Raw genomic sequence first — 19,939 nt, 5'->3', positions numbered from 1 at the left:
GAATGGATGGGGCAGCTGCATCGGAATCATATTCAGCAGGTGGCCAGGTGGCGACATCAAGTGCTTGCCGTACAGTTATCTATGTTAGTATGTATGTTTTTGCTATGGGAAGTGGCAGGCAGACTTCGCTGGATTGATGTACTGTTATTCAGTTATCCGAGTAAGATTTTTGCCCAGATTGGCAAGGACATCGCTAGTGGCGAGTTGTGGGCACATGTTGGGGTAACCGTAGGGGAAACGGCAGTTGGTTTTTTATTGGGAACACTGGTGGGAACCTTGCTTGCGGTTTTAATTTGGTGGTCTCCTTTTTTGTCCAAAGTGTTGGACCCCTATATGGTTGTGTTCAACAGTATGCCAAAGGTAGCACTTGGCCCGATCTTTATTGTGATGTTCGGCGCGGGTTTTACAGCCATTGTTATGACCACATTGTCCATCACGGTCATTATCACGACACTGGTCGTGTACAACAGCTTCAATGAAGTGGATTCCAATTATATTAAAGTCATTCGAACGTTTGGTGGAGACCGTTCCGAGATTTTCACAAAAGTTGTATTACCTGCTTCTTTTCCGGCGATTGTATCCACCTTGAAAGTGAACGTTGGCATGGCTTGGGTGGGTGTAATTGTGGGTGAGTTTCTGGTCGCGAAACAAGGGCTAGGTTATCTCATTATCTACGGATTTCAGGTATTCAACTTCACACTCGTATTATCGAGTCTGTTAATTATTGCTGCAGTTGCAACAGCCATGTACCAACTTGTTGTCTATGCAGAACGCAAAATGCTGGCTGGCCGCAGGTGATTCGGAAGTGTTTTACTCGTAATGTGACCGGGTATGATATGTATACAATTTCACAAGGGGTGTCACGTTGCCCGATACCGTAAAATCAAGTACCATATTTAGTATGATTATTCCGTGCAGATCCGGAATGAATGCGATGATTGGAGAAGAGGGCCTTGAGGTTCTGTCGCAACGATCTAACTTGCCAGCGTCCCTCATTCGGGGCGTGTTGCTGTGACCGGCATGCATGCGCATGTCGGTTGATGTCGTCTAGTTTACTTTTGGATGAGACATACTAGTCATGATAAATGAATGAGGCGACGAGCTGGCTAAGAATTTTTTTGCAGCTTAGAGGAGATGGAATGTTAAATGGGTTTTAGGGTAATTAAAACTGCAATCGCCGCATTAATGGCTGTATTGATTGCAGACTGGTGTCGCTTGCCGGGACCAACATCAGCGGGATTGCTTGCCATTCTTGGCGTGGATGTAACGAGGAAACGAAGTATTCGCACCATATCGGCACGGTTCTTTGCTTCCGTAGTTGGACTTTTATTTGCAAGTGTACTTTTTCACTTTCTAGGCTTCCATTATTGGGTGCTGGCGGTATACATATTGATCGCATTCCCGGCTATTGTCCGGGTTGGCTTCAAAGAAGGTATTGTTACAGGTTCTGTTGTGGTGTTTCGGGTGTTCGGCGGCGGGGAGATGGACGTGCATGTCGTCCTCGTACAAATTGCTTTGCTGTTAATTGGTCTTGGTTCCGCAATGGCGGTTAACCTGGCTTACATGCCGGCAGCAGATCCACAGATGCTGCGCATTCGCAAACGAATCGATGAACTCTTCTCGAAGATTTTCAAGGAATTTGCGGCCACGCTGCGTAATCCCAATGAAGCATGGGCGGGGAGAGAGCTAATTGAAGCAGATCAAGCGATCCTTGGCGGTATTGATGCTGCCAAGCGTTCTCTGGAGAATCAGGTGATTCATCCGAATGAGGAATGGAGTGTCTACTTCTATATGCGCAAAACGCAACTGGACTCCATCCAGCACATGATGCATCTGGTGTCCCAGATCTATCAGAAGATGCCACATGCGGAAATGGTATCGGAACTGTTCGATCAGCTTAGTCAGGATGTACTTACTGAATCCTACACCGGACGAACTGAAAAACTTCTTGCAGATGTGCAAGAAGAATTCAAACGTATGGAGCTGCCGGATACAAGGGAAGAATTCGAGATTCGTTCCGCAATTCTCCAGCTGTGCCGCGAACTCGCGCTGTATCTGAAAGTCGCGAAGAAGGACAAAGCACCGTCCCCAATCTCGGACCGGTCCCAATCTACAAACGAATAATAGAAAATAGTTGTCACCCTAGACGAATGCCCTGCATACACTTGTAGTGAATGATTGTATGGAGGAGGTTTAAAGATGTCATTGAGTCATAAACATCAATGTAGAGAGATTATCACGAAGGCGATCTGCGGCAAAGGTCGTAAGTTCTCTACCGTAACACATACCGTGACTCCGCCAAATGGTCCGACAAGTATTTTGGGGGCTTGGATTATCAACCACCAATATGAAGCCGTATCAGCGGGTGACGGAATTGAAGTTATTGGTACTTACGATATCAACATTTGGTATTCCTATGACAAGAATTCGCAGACGGATGTAGCCAAAGAAACGGTCTCGTATGTAGAACATGTGCCTTTGTCCTATCTGGACCCGAAACACCGGACCTCCACAGTGGAGGTATCTGCGGATGCAACGCAGGAACCTAGCTGTGTGGAAGCCACAGTATCAGCAGGTGGAAGCAGCGTAATTATCCGGGTAGAACGGGAATTCGCTGTGGAACTCGTTGCCGAAACCAAAGTTTGTGTGAAGGTCTGCACAGATGGTTGCGGTGATTACGAAGACAAGGACTATGACTTTGGCAGTGCCGATGGAGATTATGACGATCTCGATCCCGATCTGCTCGACGATGAGCTGTGAGATTGACGCCTGTATTTGATAACCTAAGGTATCATATGCGCCAGAAGGCGCGGTGAAGAGGGCGTAAGCCCTCTTTCTTCTTAAATATTAAAAAATGGGTGGTAACGAGCCTCGCAATGTGCCTGGAATACCTTTCACGGGAAGGCTCCGCATTGCGGGGTTATTTTTATTTTAGTTGCATAATCCGGGAGGGGGGACGTAATGAATGTGACGGAACAAGCGGAGGAAGCGCTGCGCCGATATGAAAGGATGACTTCCGGAGAACGTGCAGAACGTTTGAGTCAGGCAGGCATTGAAGTATTATCATTACAAGATCGGCGCAAACGTGAACCAGGCTTGCGTGTACGCTATAACGTAGAGATAAGCTGTCTGCAGGCGATTCGGATCAAGCGCAAGGATACTAGTGGCATGGGAGGGGCACAGGAAACTCTGTTGGAGCGTGAAGCGAGTTCAACCTTGTTCAAGCGCATAGAACGACTTGCGATCAAAACGCTGTATACGCTAGGGCTGGATCATGGAGCTGTTCGAATGGAATCTTCAGGAAACGGCGGCTGTGCAGTGATTTCGATTGACCCATGTCCCTGGAAAGGGGTGACCAACCTTGCTGCTACCTATAGGGAAAGCTGGAAGCAGCATCAGGAACTGCTGGATGAGGAGGCGAGTCACAGACCCACTCCAATACTCGGCATGGACCCGGAGTTTCTTCTGGTGCAAATGCCGGAATCCAAAATCGTACCCGCCTCCAGATTTCTTGAACGTACAGGAATGGCAGGCTGTGATTCTGTGACGATTGGTGGACGGCGCATATATCCGGTTGCCGAACTGCGACCGGCTCCCAGCTCCGAACCACGAGAACTGCTGGCTCATCTGATGAGGGCATTCGCAGCCGCTTCCCGCAGCATCAGTGATCACTCGCTCATCTGGCAGGCAGGAGGGATGCCACAGCGGGGGTTACCTCTGGGTGGTCATATTCATTTTAGCGGGGTGAATCTTACCGGGGAACTGCTTCGTGCACTGGACAATTATTTGGCATTGCCACTGGCATTTCTTCAAGACCCCCGTGGATCGGGAAGACGACCCCGTTACGGAGCACTTGGTGATTTTCGTCTGAAATCCTATGGTGGTTTTGAGTATCGGACGTTGCCCAGCTTTCTTGTGTCGCCCCTTGTTGCGAAAGGTGTTGTGGCCTTGGCAGGTCTGATCGCGAGCGGGTATACTCAATTACGGCAGCGTCCGTTGGCGAAAGCTGAGGTTCATGCCGCTTTTTATGAAGGAAAGCGGGAAATGATTAAGGAACACATCCCAGCCCTCGTAGATGATCTGAAGAGGTTGGATGGATATGCACGTTATGAACGGTATGCGTCTCCGTTAATCCTTCAATTAAAACTGGGAAGAACTTGGGATGAGAGCCGCGATATTCGCAAACTCTGGAATATTCGGGCAGGTTCATGAAGTACGGACGTTTTTTTGATATAATAAGAAACAAGTCTTTTATGAGTAATAAGCTACTACGGAAGATATGGAGCAGCAACCCTTGAAGGAAGTGGCGAATAGCCAACACATAAGGCGGAGGCGCAAACATAGTGCCTGACCGTCTTATTGTCCTTCCAGGACGTGTTTCTTCCTGACATTATAGGAACGGGATGGAGGATATTCATCATGGCTCAGTATACGCCAATGATTCAACAATATTTGCAAGTGAAGGCCGAAGCACAGGATGCTTTTCTATTTTTTAGATTGGGTGACTTCTATGAATTGTTCTTCGAGGATGCGATTAATGCTTCCCGTGAACTTGAGATCACGCTGACCGCACGTAACGGAGGCACGGATGATAAAATTCCGATGTGCGGTGTACCTTATCATTCGGCTGACAATTACATACAGCGTCTGATTGAAAAAGGATATAAAGTTGCGATATGTGAACAGATGGAAGATGCAAGTGTAACAAAAGGCATGGTACGACGTGAAATTGTACGTGTGGTTACACCCGGAACGGTGATGGAAGGCAAAACGCTGGGGGATAAGTCCAACAACTACATGGTCTGTCTTACAGGTAATCAAAATACGCTGGCGCTCGCGGCCTGTGATCTGTCAACGGGTGAGTTGTATGTGACATCCGTACCCTATTCCAAGGAATGGCTCAAGGATGAAATCGGCATCTACGAACCATCGGAGCTGGTGGGGGATGCAGCGCTGCTTGAAACGATAGAAGCCGGGGCGTCTCCAATCGGTCGCCCTGTGGTCTACACGTCGTGGACAAAAAATAAGGAAGATTTGGTCCGTCAGCAGTTTGGCGAGGCTGTGTGGGCAAGACTAGAGCCTGAACGTCAAGCCTGTATTGCACGACTTTTCTCCTATCTGAGTGAGACACAGAAACGTTCTCTGGGACAATTAACACAAATCTCAACGTATGAGCCAGATCATTATATGATCTTGGACCCGTTTACCCGCCGGAACCTGGAATTGGTGGAAACCGTGCGTGAACGCTCCAAAAAAGGTTCATTACTCTGGTTGCTTGATCGGACCGAGACGTCCATGGGTGCAAGAATGCTTCGTCGCTGGGTTGATAAGCCATTATTGCAAAAAGGGAAGATTAATGAGCGTCTTGAAGCAGTGGATACGTTGTACAACCAGTTTATATTGCGTGAGGACCTGCGGGCAGAACTCAAAGACATCTATGATCTGGAGCGCTTGGTAGGCCGGATTGCGTTTGGTAATGCCAACGGTCGTGACCTGAATGCGCTCAAATCATCACTGGAGAAAATTCCAGGACTTCGTCAACATTGCGCAGGATCATCTTCCGCAACATTGCAGCATATTGCCGAAACGATGGATGATTGCAATGATCTGCGTGAAGCTATCGGGCAAGCCATTGTGGACGAGCCGCCGGTATCGGTAAGGGACGGAGGTCTGATTCGTGAAGGGTACCATGAACGTCTGGATGAATTGCGTGAGGCTTCGGTTAACGGGAAACAGTGGATTGCGGAGCTGGAAGCGAGAGAGCGTGAGGCGACAGGCATTCGATCGCTGAAGATTGGATATAACAAAGTGTTTGGTTATTATATCGAGATCACCAAGTCCAATCTGTCCGCGTTGCCAGAGGGACGTTATGAACGTAAACAGACACTTGCCAATGCAGAACGTTACATTACGCCGGAGTTGAAGGAAAAAGAGACGCTGATTCTCGAAGCTCAGGACAAAATGGTTGATATTGAGTATGGGCTGTTCGCAGAGCTGCGCGAGCGGCTAAATAAAGAGATTGCAAGATTGCAGAAGCTGGCCGAACAGGTAGCCGAAATTGATGTGTATCAATCTTTTGCGGTGATTAGTGCTGAGCGAAACTTTGTACGTCCTACGTTGACCGACGGTTATGATCTGGTTGTGGAAGAAGGACGCCATCCGGTCGTTGAGGCGGTCATGCGAGATGGCGCATTTATTGCCAATCACACGGCAATGACCAAGGAAGAGGCACGTATTTTGCTGATTACTGGACCAAATATGGCTGGTAAGAGTACGTATATGCGACAGGTCGCTTTAATCTCCATTTTGGCGCAAGTGGGTTGTTTTGTACCTGCGGGTCAGGCGGAAGTGCCGATCATGGATCGTATTTTCACACGGATCGGTGCCGCGGATGATCTCATTGGCGGACAAAGCACATTCATGGTGGAGATGGCCGACATTCAGGTCATGACGGACAAAGCCACACCACGCAGTCTGATTATTATCGATGAATTGGGACGGGGAACGTCGACCAGTGAAGGTATGGCCATTGCTCAGTCTGTTATTGAATATGTACATGATATCATCGGCTGTAAAGCTCTTGTATCAACTCATTTCCATGAGCTTGCTCATCTGGAGGAGAGTCTGGACAAGCTGGCCAACTACTCGATGGCGGTACAGGAGAGTGGTGACAAAGTTAATTTCTTGCGCAAATTGATTGCCGGGGCAGCCAGCAGCAGTTATGGTATCTATTGTGCACGCCTTGCAGGTCTGCCTGATAGCATTATTGAGCGGGCGAATGGACTATTGCATGGGTTCGAACACGCGGCTGCCCAAGTAGCTGTGGGCAGTGAATATATCGGAAACGAGAAGCAGGAAGCAGGCTTGAAATTAAAAGGTGGAGAATTCCAGCACACGGCTTCAGCACCTTTGATCCGGGAGCACGAGATTGTGGATAGTGCAGAGTACACACCTTCTATTGAAGATTCGGTCGAGAAGCAACATGCCAAAAAATCAAACAGCGAAGTACAGTCCAGTGCAAGGCATTCGGATGTGGTTCAACTGTCCATCTTTGGGGACGATGAGCCGAATGTGGCAACGAAACCGGATGTAGTTGCGGTGGATAAACCAGCGCGAGAATTCATCCGTACGATGAAAGATATCGATGTCATGAATATGACGCCTCTTCAGGCGATGCAGATATTGAATGATCTCAAATTGAAGGCACAGCAATTATCCTGAATATAAGGGAGGGGAAAACCTGTGGCGAAAATACATGTGCTTGATGAACATATTGCCAACCAGATTGCGGCGGGTGAAGTGGTTGAACGGCCTGCTTCGGTTGTCAAAGAGTTGCTCGAAAACTCGGTGGATGCAGGCGCCACCAAGATTGAAGTAACAGTGGAAGAAGGCGGACTCCTCAGTATTCGTGTTAAAGACAATGGTTCAGGTATCGAGCCAGAGGATATGGAAACCGCCTTTTATCGTCATGCGACCAGCAAAATAGCCCATGGCCGAGATCTGTTTCAGATCACAAGTCTTGGATTCCGCGGAGAAGCCTTGGCGAGTATTGCCGCCGTGTCCAAGGTAGAGGTATTGTCGGCAAGTGACAATGATGGGCGGGGGCGCCGCATCGTGATTGAAGGCGGGAATCTTGTCTCTCATGAAGATGCAACCTCACCCCAAGGTACAGATTTTGCAGTGAGAGAACTATTTTACAATACACCTGCCAGACTTAAATATATGAAAACAATCCAGACGGAACTGGGACATATATCAGATGTCCTATACCGGATGGCGATGTCTCATCCAAACATTTCATTTCGACTGCGTCATAATGAGAATGTGTTGCTTCAGACATTGGGCAACGGTGATCTGCTGCAAGTAGTTGCAGCGATCTATGGGACAAGTGCTGCCAAAGCGATGCTTCCCATCCAGGGAGAAAGTCTGGATTACCGGGTGAGCGGGCTGATCAGCCTGCCTGAATGGACACGAGCGAATCGTGGTGGTATGTCTACGATTGTTAATGGGCGATTTGTTCGCAATTACGGTCTCAATCAGGCGATTCTCAAAGCCTACCATACCTTGCTGCCCATTAACCGTTTCCCGCTTGTCGTGGTGCAGTTGGAGATGCACCCATCTCTTGTGGATGTGAACGTGCATCCGGCCAAGTTGGAGGTTCGCTTCAGCAAGGAACCAGAACTATATGAATTCATAGAGACGACGTTGCGGGGTATACTCCGGCAGGAGGTATTGATTCCACAGGTCAAAAAACAGCAGATTCGACGCGGAGACGATAGTTCCTTTATCCAGGAACAATTCCTCTTTCCACGGGGTCCTCTGAAAGATGCATCTGATGCAGAAGGATATGGGCAACAAGGTCCACTCGGGAAACCTACTGTTGCACCGCTGAAGTTGACTGCCGAAGATGATGATCTGGATTTGGATGCTCCGGCGGATGTGTCCGCAGCACAGGGGGTATCTGAACAGGGTCACTCAGTGCCATTGCCCGCAGCTCCACCTGAGTTTACAACCCCTCCTGAGCAGTTAGAAAGTTGGAGCGGGGATATTTTGCAGAAGGGGATTAGTCATAAAGGGGTGCAGACATCCGCTGACGTGCAGGAAGGTACTAAGGATGTAAGTACAAGTTCTTCCGAAATTTTCACCAAAACGGACCTGTCTTCTCAAGATGTTGAAAGTCGTGGAGCAAGAGAGAAACCGCTGGAAGAAGGCAAACCGACTACGTATCGCTCCGAATCCGTAAATTCACCGGTTAGGGAAGCTCGGTCAACCTACAACCCGTCTTTGATTGCAAGAGGCGAACGGAAGTGGAAAACTTCCGGTCTGCCTGATGCCACTAAACTTGCTGCTGCCATTAAATCAAATGCATCCATGCCTGCTTTTCCAGAGCTGAGTCTGATTGGACAGCATCATGGTACGTATTTGATCGCGCAAAATGACCAAGGTTTATATCTGATTGATCAGCATGCTGCTCATGAACGCGTGAATTATGAGTACTATTACGAGAAGTTTGGCAACCCTGCACAGGCCTCACAAGAGTTACTGCTGCCGATTACGCTGGAGTTCACACCTTCGGAGACGGAAAAACTAAAAACAAGGCTGGCATGGTTCGAGCAGGCAGGTGTTTATTTGGAGCATTTTGGTGGACAGACGTTCCGCGTGCGCTCCCATCCGTTCTGGTTCCCCAAAGGGGATGAGAAAGACATTATCGAAGAGATGTCTGAATGGGTTCTTAGTGAACGCAGCATAGATGTGGCCAAGATGCGAGAAGCTGCATCCATTATGTGCTCCTGCAAGGCGTCCATCAAAGCGAACCAGAAGCTGACGGATCAGGAAGCAGAAGTGCTAATTCAGCGTCTGGGTTCATGTCGTCAGCCCTACACTTGTCCACATGGGCGGCCGATTGTGGTTTCATTTTCAACGTATGATCTGGAAAAATTATTTAAACGAGTGATGTAGCTATTTAGGGGGACATTATGTACATTACAACCGGTGACAAGGAGATTGCCTCTCAGGTGGAGCGTGCGCGTAAGCTCGCCGAAACGACAGGAGGTACCTACGTACCGCGCAATAGAACGTCTTTACCCAAACTGATTGAACATTATGGTATCAACGAAATACTGGTCGTGCTTAATGGCAGAGCACGCTTGTTTCGCAAAGATGAGACGGAGCTTGAGTTTCACCCCAGTATGGGATTTGTTCGCGCTAAACGTGTTTTAAGAGGGGAAGCCGATCCTATGCTGGAAGCTGGTGCGGTACTCGAAGGAGACACCATTGTTGATTGTACCGCTGGACTCGGTTCAGATGCGCTGGTATTTTCGGTTGCGGCTGGGAAGAGTGGACAAGTCATTGCATGTGAAAGTTCTCAACCGCTCTATACCCTGCTGCTGGAGGGCATGTCTCATTATAAGAGCAATCAGCCCTTGGTGGATGAGGCTTTCCGGCGCATAAATCTACGGCATGTGGATCATCTTGAGTTACTGCGGTCCATGCCGGATCGAAGCTGTGATACTGTATATTTTGACCCGATGTTCCGTGAGCCAATGATGGATTCAAGTGCAATACAGCCCTTGAGAGATTATGCAAATGCTCACGCGCTGGATGAACAGAGCATTATGGAAGCAAAACGGGTTGCCCGTAAACGGGTAGTCATGAAAGAAAAGCGCGGCAGCGCGGAGTTTGACAGGCTCGGATTTGAAATACTTGATCGGGCCAATGCAAAAACCCTGTACGGAGTGATTAATGTTGAAAGTGGAAGTTAAACCCAAACCTAAACTGCTGGTGCTGGTTGGACCAACAGCAGTAGGCAAAACAAGAATGAGCATCGAGCTTGCCCAAGCTTTCAATTGTGAGATTATCTCAGGGGATTCGATGCAGGTATATCGTGAAATGGATATCGGAACTGCCAAGATTACCTCTGAAGAAATGAAGGGTGTACCTCATCATCTCATTGATATCCATGAACCGGAGTATCCGTATTCTGTGGCCGAGTTTCAAGAGAGTTGTACACGATTGATTAGTGAAATCCATGAACGCGGTAAAATGCCTTTTATTGTAGGTGGCACTGGTCTATATGTGGAATCAGTATGTTACGGCTTCCAATTTTCGGATAGTGGTTCAGATGAAGCGTTCAGAGAGGAACAATTCAGCTATGCGGAGCAACACGGAGCACAGGCCCTTCATGATCGATTGAGGGAAGTTGATCCGGTTAGTGCGGATCGTCTGCACCCCAATGACCAGCGGCGAATTGTACGTGCGCTTGAGATCCATCATCTCACAGGCGAGAAGTGGTCTGATCAGCTGGCAGTACAGAAGAAAGAGTCGCCTTATGACCTTCTTATTGTTGGTTTGACAATGGATCGGCAGAAGTTGTACGCCCGGGTAGAAGAGCGGATTGATCTGATGATCAAACAAGGTCTGGTGGATGAAGTGAAGTCCCTGTTGGAACGCGGAGTGGCCAGAGGTCATATTTCCATGCAAGGACTGGGGTATAAGGAGATTGCAGCGTTCCTGCAAGGGGAAGTGAGTTGGGAAGCTGCTGTTGAGTGGTTGAAGAGGGATACGCGTCGGTTTGCCAAACGGCAGCTTTCCTGGTTCCGCCATATGAAGGATATTGAATGGGTGGACATGACGGATACCCAAGATTTTGAAGGGAAATACAAGCAGATTAGTGAATTGATTACACGAAAATTTGATTGATTTAAGCGATTATTAATATTCTTCTGACAGGCATCGATTAGATCAAGATATGTAAACCTCTACCTTGTAGTATCAAAAGGATAGAGGTTTTTTATTTACCATTAGAACAGATGGTAGAGATTAAGCATTCGCTAAACAACGAATAAATGTGCTTTAAAATGAAGAATTAGTCCCTCTTTTGCAAAACAGACAAGCGGTGTATAATGGGTAAGTCTTCTATTTTTTCACCTCGCCAAGAATGGGGGTAAAATAGCAGACAAGGGGTTTTTGTGGATTATATGAAACTGTTCATGATATAATAGCACGAAAGCTACTCAGCGATATTGAATATTACTTGAACACGAATTCAAATGAACCAATGGGGGTACGGCTAATGAACAAGTCCATCAACATCCAAGATACGTTCTTGAACCAACTGCGGAAAGAAAATATTCCTGCTACGGTCTATCTGACCAACGGCTTCCAAATCCGCGGGACGATCAAGGCATTTGACAATTTTACGATCGTCATTGACAGCGACGGACGCCAGCAAATGGTCTACAAGCATGCCATCTCCACGTTCACGCCGCAACGCAGCGTATCGCTGATGCAGCAAGATAACAGCGGCGAAGCTTAAAAAATTACGAAACCTTTTCACCAACCATTTCGTCTACAAGTATAGGTATTGAAACAGAGCAACCTGAATAAAGGGTTGTTCTTTTCATTCCGGGCAAAATATGTTTAATATATGCCTGAGCCTATAGACGAATAGAAATTATGCAACCGAAAGGGAGTCAGGAGGTTAACATGCCAAACGATCCGTTGTCGAGGTCTAACAATCGCAACAATAATAACAAGTCACCCAAAAAAGCGAAGCCAAAGACCTCTAAAAAGAAAAAAATTACGGGTAAACGCGTTGGATGGACACTGTTTTTCACAATGGCAATCGCCATATTCTGTGCACTTGGTGGATATTTATTTATTATGGTGAGTGGTGAGAATCTGCTCAAAGCCAACAAGGACAAAACCACAATTAATGAAACTTCAAAAGTATATGATCGCAATGGCCAATTAATGGGGGAACTATCCATTCAGAAGCTGGAACCTGTCAAAGAAGATGATATTCCTGAGCTGGTGAAGCAAGCCTTTGTCGCAACGGAGGATAAACGCTTCTACGATCATCAGGGCGTGGATATCTGGTCCATTGGGCGTGCAGCCGTTAAGGACGTCATGGCTCGTTCCATGGTGGAAGGTGGTAGTACACTAACCCAACAGCTTGCCAAGAACATGTTCTTGTCCCGTGACAAAACGTTCTTCCGTAAAGCAACGGAAGTATCGATTGCCATGGCATTAGAGCGCAAGTACACAAAAGACGAAATCCTGACGATGTATCTGAACCGGATTTTCTTCGGCCATCAGCGTTACGGGATTAAAGCAGCATCTGAATTTTACTTTGGAGAAAAAGATCTAAATAATCTTGAATTGTGGGAAATTGCCACACTCGCCGCGATGCCTAAAGGCCCTTCTGCCTACAATCCGGTGAGCAATCCAAAAGACTCAAAAGCACGCCGCGGTGTGGTATTGCAGCTGATGTATGAACAAGGCTACATCACGAAGGAAGAGATGGATAAAGCTAAAGCGGTAGATTATAACTACAAGCGACCAGAAAAAGACCAGAAATATCAAGCCTTTATTGATTATGTGCTCCGTGAAGCTGAACGTGTAACAGGCAAAACGGAAGATGATCTGAATATTGGCGGATACAAAATCTATACGACCATGGATGCTCAGGCTCAAACAGCGATGGAAACGGCCTTCACAGATGACAGTCTGTTCGAGGCAAGCAAAGATGATCAACAGGTCCAAGGTTCCATGGTAATCATGAACCATGAGAATGGTAGCCTCGTTGCCCTCCTGGGTGGACGGGATTATCAGACTAAAGGTTATAGCCGTGTAACGCAGAGTCGAAGACAACCAGGTTCAGCTTTTAAACCGATTGTGTCTTATGCACCGGCGCTTGAATCAGGAAATTACAGTGCCAACTCGTCGCTGAGTAATGCGAAGCAATGTTTTGGTAACTACTGTCCTGGTAACTTGCATGGATATTCTTCAACGATCAGTATGACGGAAGCCATTACGAAATCGGAAAATATTCCTGCGGTTTGGCTACTTGATAAAATAGGCGTTAACACAGGCATTAATTTTGCCAAAAGTGTAGGCATACAGCTGACAGATGAGGACAAAAACTTGGCGATTGCCCTCGGTGGTCTAAGTAAAGGTACAAATACACTGGAAATGGCGCAAGCCTATAGTGCATTTGCCAACCTCGGAGAGTACCGACAAGCCTATGCGATTAAAGAAATCAAGGATAGCGCAGGCAAAACCACTTACAAACATGATAACTCGGACACAACGCGTGTCATGAGTGAGCAAAATGCGTATCAGCTTACACAGATGCTGCAGAACGTCGTTAATGACGGTACGGGACGTTCAGCACGTCTGGATCGTCCGGTAGCGGGTAAAACAGGAACAGTTCAAAGTGGTATCTCTGGCAACAGTGCCAACCGTGATGTATGGTTTGTTGGATACACACCGGAATGGACTGCCGCAGTCTGGATGGGCTATGACAATCCGGATGCCAATCATATGCTTAAGAACAGCAGTAAGCTGTCAGCAGCTTTCTTTGCCAAAGTCATGGGAGATGCTTTAAAAGGCGTTCCAGTGAAGCAATTCAAAGCACCAGCTGGAGGGCAGGCACCACCGCCAGTAGAAGAACCAGAAAAGCCGGCTCTGTCCGTTAGTGGGCTGAGTGGATCATACGATCCAAATGCACAAACCGTCTCCCTGAGTTGGACTGGAACGGGTGACGCGAGTACGCAATATCGGATTTATCGGAAAGAAACATCTGAAGCCCAGTTCACTCATCTCATTGATGCTATAGGAGCGACCAATGCACAAGATTTAAGTGCGTTGCCTGGTCTAACCTATGAGTACTATGTGACAGCTTATGACTTGGCATCAGGACTTGAGACGGATCCTTCCAACACCATTTCCTTGATGATTGAAGCGCAGGAAATGCCGCCGGAGGAACCTGATCCTGGTATAGACCCTGGAACAGAGATAGATCCTGAGCAGCCAGGTACAGAGAATCCGGACAATGGTTCACCGGATAATGGCAACTCGAACGGTAATAATGGTAATGGTAATGGGAATGAAAATGGCAACAACGGAAATGGTAATGGTAATAACGGAAACAATGGTAACAACGGCGGAGCTGGCCAAGGAAACGGTCAACCTGGGGAAGGAAATACGACCCCGCCTGGTCAGGGGACAACAGATCCGGGCGGTACCGGTGAAGGTTCCGATGATGGAGCCGTAACAACGCCAGGTGAGGTTATAACTCCCGACAACGGAACAAGTGGGGATCCTGGAGGGACAGATGCACCCGCAGATTCTCAAGCTGGAACCGGCGGCTAAGCCAATGAATCACTAAATAGCTACATTGAAAAAACTGCTTCCCGGAAAACCGGTGAAGCAGTTTTTTTGGTATACGGAACCAACTGTAATGGAAGCTGATTTGATGGATAGGTGGGACAAAGCTTGATTTTGAGTGTAAACCTTAAATATGGTAAGCTGTAACTATTCGTAATACGTTGTGCAAGAGCGGGCCCAGAGCGCTGGAATCCATCAGGCGGACGTTATTACATTGTTCACCAATAACATCAGAGCAGGTCACGGACCTGTAGTCGGCAAAGAGGGGTTCGTATGAAACGGAAATTCGGGGACCGCGCGAACTGGCGCCGGATTACGAACCGACAATTCACATGCCGGTTCGTTCAATCCAAAATTTTCACAGGTTATATTACGTTGTACACCATACAGGATTTGAAAGAACCTCTGTGGAAAACTTATGGAGGCAGTACCTTCTGTATCGCAGATAAAGGGTATTCCTGGCTGCAATACTATCCGAAGGGAGAGCACTTTGTAGTTACAGCAATGTTTGACGATCAGGAACGGATTGTAGAGTGGTACATTGATACATGTCGTAGTCAGGGGATAACCGATCAGGGTGTTCCTTGGTTTGATGACCTGTATCTGGATGTCGTTGTACTGAAAGATGGAGAAGTATTTTTGCTGGATGAAGATGAGCTTGAAGATGCACTGTCACGGAAGCATATTACTACAGGTGATTATGACTTGGCTAACAAGACGGCAAAGGAACTGCTGCATGCTATTGACGCACATGTATTCCCATACTTTCAGTTATCACTGAAGCACAGGCAGAGTTTGTTTGAGAACGGAGAGTTTCGAAAAAACATTCAGATTTGAGGCATGTACTTCGCCGTAGAATTCTTCTTCATGATCCTTCTAATATTGGAGCACCTGATAGAATACATTAATAATCAGGAGAGTTCAGCCCGATAAAATAGAGGTGATGGCGAATGAACGGACGGGTAATGGCTGCAGGAGAGCAACCAGGAGGCAGACCATCCAGACAAATTAATATTGTGTTGCGTAACCAGGAACCTCAGATGTTGGTCAAAGATGAAGCAGCGGCAGTACAGGCAGCCAAGAGTATAACCAAACATGCGCATTTCCAGGAGATACAGGGTGAACTGGAGCAACTGGTTGGACTTGAAAATATCAAAGACTTGGTATTTGAGATTTATGCTTTCCTACAGATTGCTCAGATGCGTACTGAAGCAGGTTTACTTAGTGGTGCGCACGTGTATCATATGATCTTCAAAGGCAATCCGGGGACCGGTAAGACCACCGTGGCGAGAATCGTTGCCAAACTCTTTCAGAAGATGGGTGTGTTAAGTAAAGGACATCTTATTGAAGTAGAGCGAGCGGATCTGGTTGGAGAATATATCGGTCACACGGCGCAGAAAACAAGAGATCTGGTCAAGAAGGCACTCGGTGGGATATTGTTCATTGACGAAGCTTACAGTTTGGCCCGAGGTGGAGAGAAGGATTTTGGCAAGGAAGCAATCGATACGCTTGTAAAGTCCATGGAAGACAATAAAAATCAGTTTATACTGATTCTTGCCGGGTACTCAGAAGAAATTGATTTTTTTCTCCAGACGAATCCTGGATTACCTTCTCGTTTCCCCATTCAAGTGGAGTTTCCAGACTATAGTATTGATCAGTTGATTCAAATCTCTGAGATTATGGCCAAAGAGCGTGATTATATTCTAATGCCTCAGACCATACTCAAGCTAAAGCAACATTTGCTTCAGGAAAAAAATGATTCGCTGCATGCGTTCAGTAACGCCAGATACGTTCGTAATGCCATTGAGCGTTCGATCAGGCATCAGGCGGTTCGTTTGTTGGAACAATACTCGGAAGGCAGTCCAGGAAAACTGGAGCTGATGACAATCCGTACAGAGGATTTGAACTTTGAGCGAAAGTAAGCGATAATATAGTTTTTACACCAGCCGGCCGGGCCAACCGGTTCGGCTTAAGGCATGCCATGGCGTATTCGTGGTAATGAATATCAAACGATTAGTAATTAGAGGGAGTGAACATATACATGACAAATGGCACACATGATACAGATATGGTCAAAAAAGATCGCGCCGTTTTGGTGAGTCTTGTTACGGATGATGTAAAACGTACAGGTATCAACCCTGAGTACTCTTTAGAGGAACTGGTGAAACTTGCCGAGACAGCTGGAGTGGAAGTGCTAAGTGTACTTTCTCAGAACAGGGAAAAACGTGATACCAAATGGTTTATTGGTAAAGGGAAAGTGGAAGAGCTCCGTGCAATCGCGGAGGAACTCGGAGCAACAACAGCTATTTTTGATCAGGAATTGTCAGGGGCACAGGTTCGCAATCTGGAAGAAACCCTCGATCTTAAAATTATTGACCGTACCCAATTAATTTTGGACATCTTTGCACAACGTGCCAACACTAGAGAAGGTATCATTCAAGTGGAATTGGCTCAACATAGCTACTTGCTGCCACGGTTGTCGGGTCATGGCAAGAACCTGTCCAGACTTGGTGGCGGAATCGGAACAAGGGGCCCAGGTGAAAGCAAGCTGGAGACAGACCGCCGTCACATTCGTGGTCGTATCGATGATCTGAAACGTCATCTGGAAGAATTGACTCGTCATCGTAAGTTGCATCGTGAACGCCGTAAAAAGACAGGTATTGTACAGGTGGCCCTTGTTGGTTATACCAATGCTGGCAAATCAACCTTGCTCAAGCAGTTGACGGCTGCAGATGTGTATATTCAAGATCAGCTATTCGCTACTCTGGATCCAACATCACGTACGATGGAACTTCCAAGTGGAAAAGAAATCGTACTTACCGACACGGTTGGATTTATTCAAAATCTACCGCATGATCTGATTGCAGCATTCCGTGCAACGCTGGAGGAAGTGAATGAAGCAGACCTGATCCTGCATGTTGTGGACGCCTCATCAGCTATGCGTGAGGATCAGATGCGGACGGTTAATACGATTCTGCAAGAACTTGGTTCAGGGGACAAGCCGCAGTTAGTCCTGTATAACAAAAAAGATGCGTGCACACCAGAGCAGCTTGAGATGCTTCCATTGGATAAAGGCCATATTAAAGTAAGCGCATTAGACGCGGAGGATCTGCTTAAAATCCGTGAATTGATCCAGACAGAGCTTACAGGTGACACGAAGCGCTTCCGGATTCCGGCAGAACGTGGTGATCTTACGTCGGTCCTCTACAAAATTGGTGATGTAGTAGATACCAGCTTTGAAGAAAATGATGTAATTTATGAAGTGGAATTACAAAAAGGTGAATATGAGAAATTTGGTCATATGCTTGAAGATTTCATCGAATTGTAATACTCATGACATATTGATGTGATAAGTTGACACGATAATAGACATTTAACGTCAGATTCGTGCTATGAAGGGGAATGAAGTAAGATGGTAAGCTTTGATTCAGAAATATCTGAACTTCAACATCAAGTGGAGCGTCAGATTGAAGGACAACTGCAACAGATTGATCGGATCACAGATCACAATCAATGGAAGGTGATTAATGCCTTCCAACAACGAAAAGTAAGTGATTTCCACTTTGCAGGTTCAACAGGTTATGCGTATAACGATCGAGGGCGTGAAGTGCTTGATGAAGTATATGCTGATGTTTTCGGCGCGGAGGCTGCGTTGGTACGTCCTCATTTTGCTTCAGGTACACATACGATTAGTACAGCTCTTTTTGGAGTGATGCGCCCAGGGGACGAATTATTGTACATCACGGGTAAGCCTTATGATACATTGCATAAAGTTATTGGCAGACCCGGTGATGGTACAGGTTCATTACGTGATTTTGGTATCGGTTACCGTGAGACGGCCTTAACTGATGAAGGTGGAGTGGACTGGGCAGCAGTTGAAAAAAACATTACACCGGCTACAAAAGTCATTGGGATTCAACGTTCACGTGGTTATGACTGGCGCTCCTCCTTCTGTGTTGCTGAGATTGCTGAGATGGTTACGCGTGTTAAAGCGCTTAAGGAGGATGTCATCGTATTCGTAGATAATTGTTACGGTGAATTCACGGAGGAACATGAACCGACAGAAGTCGGAGTTGATCTGATGGCCGGATCACTGATCAAGAATCCTGGTGGAGGCATTGCGGAAACCGGTGGATACATATGTGGGAAGGAACAATACGTACAGTTGGCAGCTTATCGTCTGACAGCCCCTGGAATTGGGGGAGAGGTGGGAGCAATGCTGGGGACAACACGTGGCATCTACCAAGGACTTTACATGGCACCGACAATTGTAGGACAAGCTATCAAAGGAAGTACGTTTGCTGCTGCAATGTTTGCTGAATCCGGATTTGTAACCAAACCCGCCTGGAATGAAGCTCGCACAGATCTGATCCAGGCTGTTAAGTTTAGCTCTGCCGAGCATCTGATCGCCTTCGTGCAGGGGATTCAGCGTGCAGCAGCTGTGGACAGCCATGTGGTTCCTGAACCGTGGGATATGCCTGGTTATGAGCACCCTGTCATTATGGCGGCAGGTACGTTCATTCAGGGTGGAAGTCTGGAATTATCAGCCGATGCGCCTATTCGGGAGCCATATATCGGGTATATGCAAGGCGGATTAACGTACTCTCATGTCAAATATGGCGTTTTGATGGCGTTACAGACTATGAAAGATCGTAAATTATTGTGAGTTTATCTAACACATCATTGACACTTGGTAATAACTAAATGTACAATAGGGTGAAGAATAGATGACTGGAAGGTTGATGAACATGGGTGATGAAATCCGCAGAAATATGGCCTTATTCCCAATTGGTATTGTAATGAAACTTACGGATCTGTCTGCACGTCAGATTCGTTACTATGAGCAGCACAGCTTGATCGTTCCTGCGAGAACGTCAGGTAATCAACGGTTATTCTCTTTTAATGACGTAGAGAGATTGCTAGAGATCAAGGCTTTGATTGAAAAAGGAGTTAACATCGCGGGGATCAAACAAGTGATGAATCCTGTTTCGAAAGAATCCGAGGAAGCTACAGTGATCACGCCGGATACTGAAGTTAAACGCAGAGAGCTGTCCGATACGCAGTTGCACCGCTTGCTGAAGCAGCAGCTTGTATCAGGTAAGAGACCAGGACAAGTATCTCTCATTCAGGGAGAGCTTTCCCGATTCTTTAATAAAAACTAAATTCGCATAACTTGGCGAGTGAGGGGAAAACATGCACTTTTGGTGTGAGACTCCTTGACCCGTGGAACTTTCTAATGTACAAATATAACAGGCAAGCCAAATACGCA

15 protein-coding genes are annotated in these 19,939 nt (G+C 46.9%); all 15 read left to right on the top strand.

Annotated features, from left to right (window positions below; translation table 11 throughout):
• Positions 1-6 precede the first annotated feature (6 nt).
• Positions 7-798, top strand: a complete 792-nt coding sequence (locus AC6CIF_RS17350; RefSeq protein WP_498200838.1) for an ABC transporter permease — start codon at positions 7-9, stop codon at positions 796-798.
• Between the two features lie 348 nt (positions 799-1,146).
• Entirely contained in the window at positions 1,147-2,124 is a 978-nt protein-coding gene (locus tag AC6CIF_RS17345; RefSeq protein WP_498200684.1) for an aromatic acid exporter family protein, read from the top strand.
• A gap of 75 nt (positions 2,125-2,199) precedes the next feature.
• Positions 2,200-2,760, top strand: coding sequence for an outer spore coat protein CotE (locus AC6CIF_RS17340; protein WP_017687912.1), 561 nt, complete (start codon positions 2,200-2,202; stop codon positions 2,758-2,760).
• 201 nt (positions 2,761-2,961) lie between these two features.
• Positions 2,962-4,212, top strand: coding sequence for a putative amidoligase domain-containing protein (locus tag AC6CIF_RS17335; RefSeq protein WP_498200683.1), 1,251 nt, complete (start codon positions 2,962-2,964; stop codon positions 4,210-4,212).
• A gap of 207 nt (positions 4,213-4,419) precedes the next feature.
• Complete coding sequence (gene mutS / locus AC6CIF_RS17330) at positions 4,420-7,221, top strand: DNA mismatch repair protein MutS (RefSeq protein WP_498200682.1); 2,802 nt, start codon at positions 4,420-4,422, stop codon at positions 7,219-7,221.
• Positions 7,222-7,242: 21 nt separating this feature from the next.
• Positions 7,243-9,459: a DNA mismatch repair endonuclease MutL gene (gene mutL, locus AC6CIF_RS17325; protein ID WP_498200681.1), complete on the top strand. Its 2,217-nt coding sequence runs from the start codon at positions 7,243-7,245 to the stop codon at positions 9,457-9,459.
• Positions 9,460-9,476: 17 nt separating this feature from the next.
• The gene (locus tag AC6CIF_RS17320; protein ID WP_498200680.1) at positions 9,477-10,262 is read left to right on the top strand and encodes a class I SAM-dependent methyltransferase; all 786 of its coding nucleotides are present in this window, start codon (positions 9,477-9,479) and stop codon (positions 10,260-10,262) included.
• Positions 10,243-11,199 (top strand): tRNA (adenosine(37)-N6)-dimethylallyltransferase MiaA, encoded by a 957-nt coding sequence (miaA, locus tag AC6CIF_RS17315; RefSeq protein WP_498200678.1) that lies wholly within the window; start codon positions 10,243-10,245, stop codon positions 11,197-11,199. The genes AC6CIF_RS17320 and miaA overlap by 20 nt, the downstream gene beginning before the upstream one ends.
• A gap of 373 nt (positions 11,200-11,572) precedes the next feature.
• Entirely contained in the window at positions 11,573-11,815 is a 243-nt protein-coding gene (gene hfq / locus AC6CIF_RS17310; protein ID WP_017687918.1) for an RNA chaperone Hfq, read from the top strand.
• Between the two features lie 170 nt (positions 11,816-11,985).
• Positions 11,986-14,655, top strand: a complete 2,670-nt coding sequence (locus AC6CIF_RS17305; RefSeq protein ID WP_498200675.1) for a PBP1A family penicillin-binding protein — start codon at positions 11,986-11,988, stop codon at positions 14,653-14,655.
• A 288-nt stretch (positions 14,656-14,943) separates the two neighbouring features.
• On the top strand, positions 14,944-15,507 hold the full coding sequence (locus tag AC6CIF_RS17300) for a ribonuclease FAU-1 family protein (protein ID WP_062835000.1): 564 nt from the start codon (positions 14,944-14,946) through the stop codon (positions 15,505-15,507).
• A 113-nt stretch (positions 15,508-15,620) separates the two neighbouring features.
• Positions 15,621-16,592 carry an AAA family ATPase gene (locus AC6CIF_RS17295; protein ID WP_062834999.1) on the top strand — a complete coding sequence of 324 codons (972 nt, stop codon included), beginning with the start codon at positions 15,621-15,623 and terminating at the stop codon, positions 16,590-16,592.
• Between the two features lie 119 nt (positions 16,593-16,711).
• Entirely contained in the window at positions 16,712-17,998 is a 1,287-nt protein-coding gene (gene hflX, locus AC6CIF_RS17290; protein ID WP_498200672.1) for a GTPase HflX, read from the top strand.
• A gap of 84 nt (positions 17,999-18,082) precedes the next feature.
• Positions 18,083-19,336, top strand: coding sequence for a methionine gamma-lyase family protein (locus AC6CIF_RS17285; protein ID WP_498200670.1), 1,254 nt, complete (start codon positions 18,083-18,085; stop codon positions 19,334-19,336).
• Between the two features lie 82 nt (positions 19,337-19,418).
• The gene (locus AC6CIF_RS17280) at positions 19,419-19,832 is read left to right on the top strand and encodes a MerR family transcriptional regulator (RefSeq protein ID WP_017687924.1); all 414 of its coding nucleotides are present in this window, start codon (positions 19,419-19,421) and stop codon (positions 19,830-19,832) included.
• The last annotated feature ends 107 nt before the right edge of the window (positions 19,833-19,939 follow it).

The organism is Paenibacillus sp. GQ49, assembly GCF_059759055.1.
The sequence above is the reverse complement of the archived record's forward strand: the minus strand, read 5'-3'. Positions and strand labels throughout refer to the sequence as shown.

Bases quoted from the DNA above. Each gene is read 5' to 3' on its own strand.
- mutS (WP_498200682.1), top strand. From the start codon at position 4,420: ATGGCTCAGTATACGCCAATGATTCAACAATATTTGCAAGTGAAGGCC.
- AC6CIF_RS17280 (WP_017687924.1), top strand. From the start codon at position 19,419: ATGGGTGATGAAATCCGCAGAAATATGGCCTTATTCCCAATTGGTATT.
- AC6CIF_RS17350 (WP_498200838.1), top strand. From the start codon at position 7: ATGGGGCAGCTGCATCGGAATCATATTCAGCAGGTGGCCAGGTGGCGA.
- hflX (WP_498200672.1), top strand. From the start codon at position 16,712: ATGACAAATGGCACACATGATACAGATATGGTCAAAAAAGATCGCGCC.
- AC6CIF_RS17295 (WP_062834999.1), top strand. From the start codon at position 15,621: ATGAACGGACGGGTAATGGCTGCAGGAGAGCAACCAGGAGGCAGACCA.
- hfq (WP_017687918.1), top strand. From the start codon at position 11,573: ATGAACAAGTCCATCAACATCCAAGATACGTTCTTGAACCAACTGCGG.
- AC6CIF_RS17320 (WP_498200680.1), top strand. From the start codon at position 9,477: ATGTACATTACAACCGGTGACAAGGAGATTGCCTCTCAGGTGGAGCGT.
- AC6CIF_RS17335 (WP_498200683.1), top strand. From the start codon at position 2,962: ATGAATGTGACGGAACAAGCGGAGGAAGCGCTGCGCCGATATGAAAGG.
- AC6CIF_RS17305 (WP_498200675.1), top strand. From the start codon at position 11,986: ATGCCAAACGATCCGTTGTCGAGGTCTAACAATCGCAACAATAATAAC.
- miaA (WP_498200678.1), top strand. From the start codon at position 10,243: ATGTTGAAAGTGGAAGTTAAACCCAAACCTAAACTGCTGGTGCTGGTT.
- AC6CIF_RS17285 (WP_498200670.1), top strand. From the start codon at position 18,083: ATGGTAAGCTTTGATTCAGAAATATCTGAACTTCAACATCAAGTGGAG.
- AC6CIF_RS17340 (WP_017687912.1), top strand. From the start codon at position 2,200: ATGTCATTGAGTCATAAACATCAATGTAGAGAGATTATCACGAAGGCG.
- AC6CIF_RS17345 (WP_498200684.1), top strand. From the start codon at position 1,147: ATGGGTTTTAGGGTAATTAAAACTGCAATCGCCGCATTAATGGCTGTA.
- AC6CIF_RS17300 (WP_062835000.1), top strand. From the start codon at position 14,944: ATGAAACGGAAATTCGGGGACCGCGCGAACTGGCGCCGGATTACGAAC.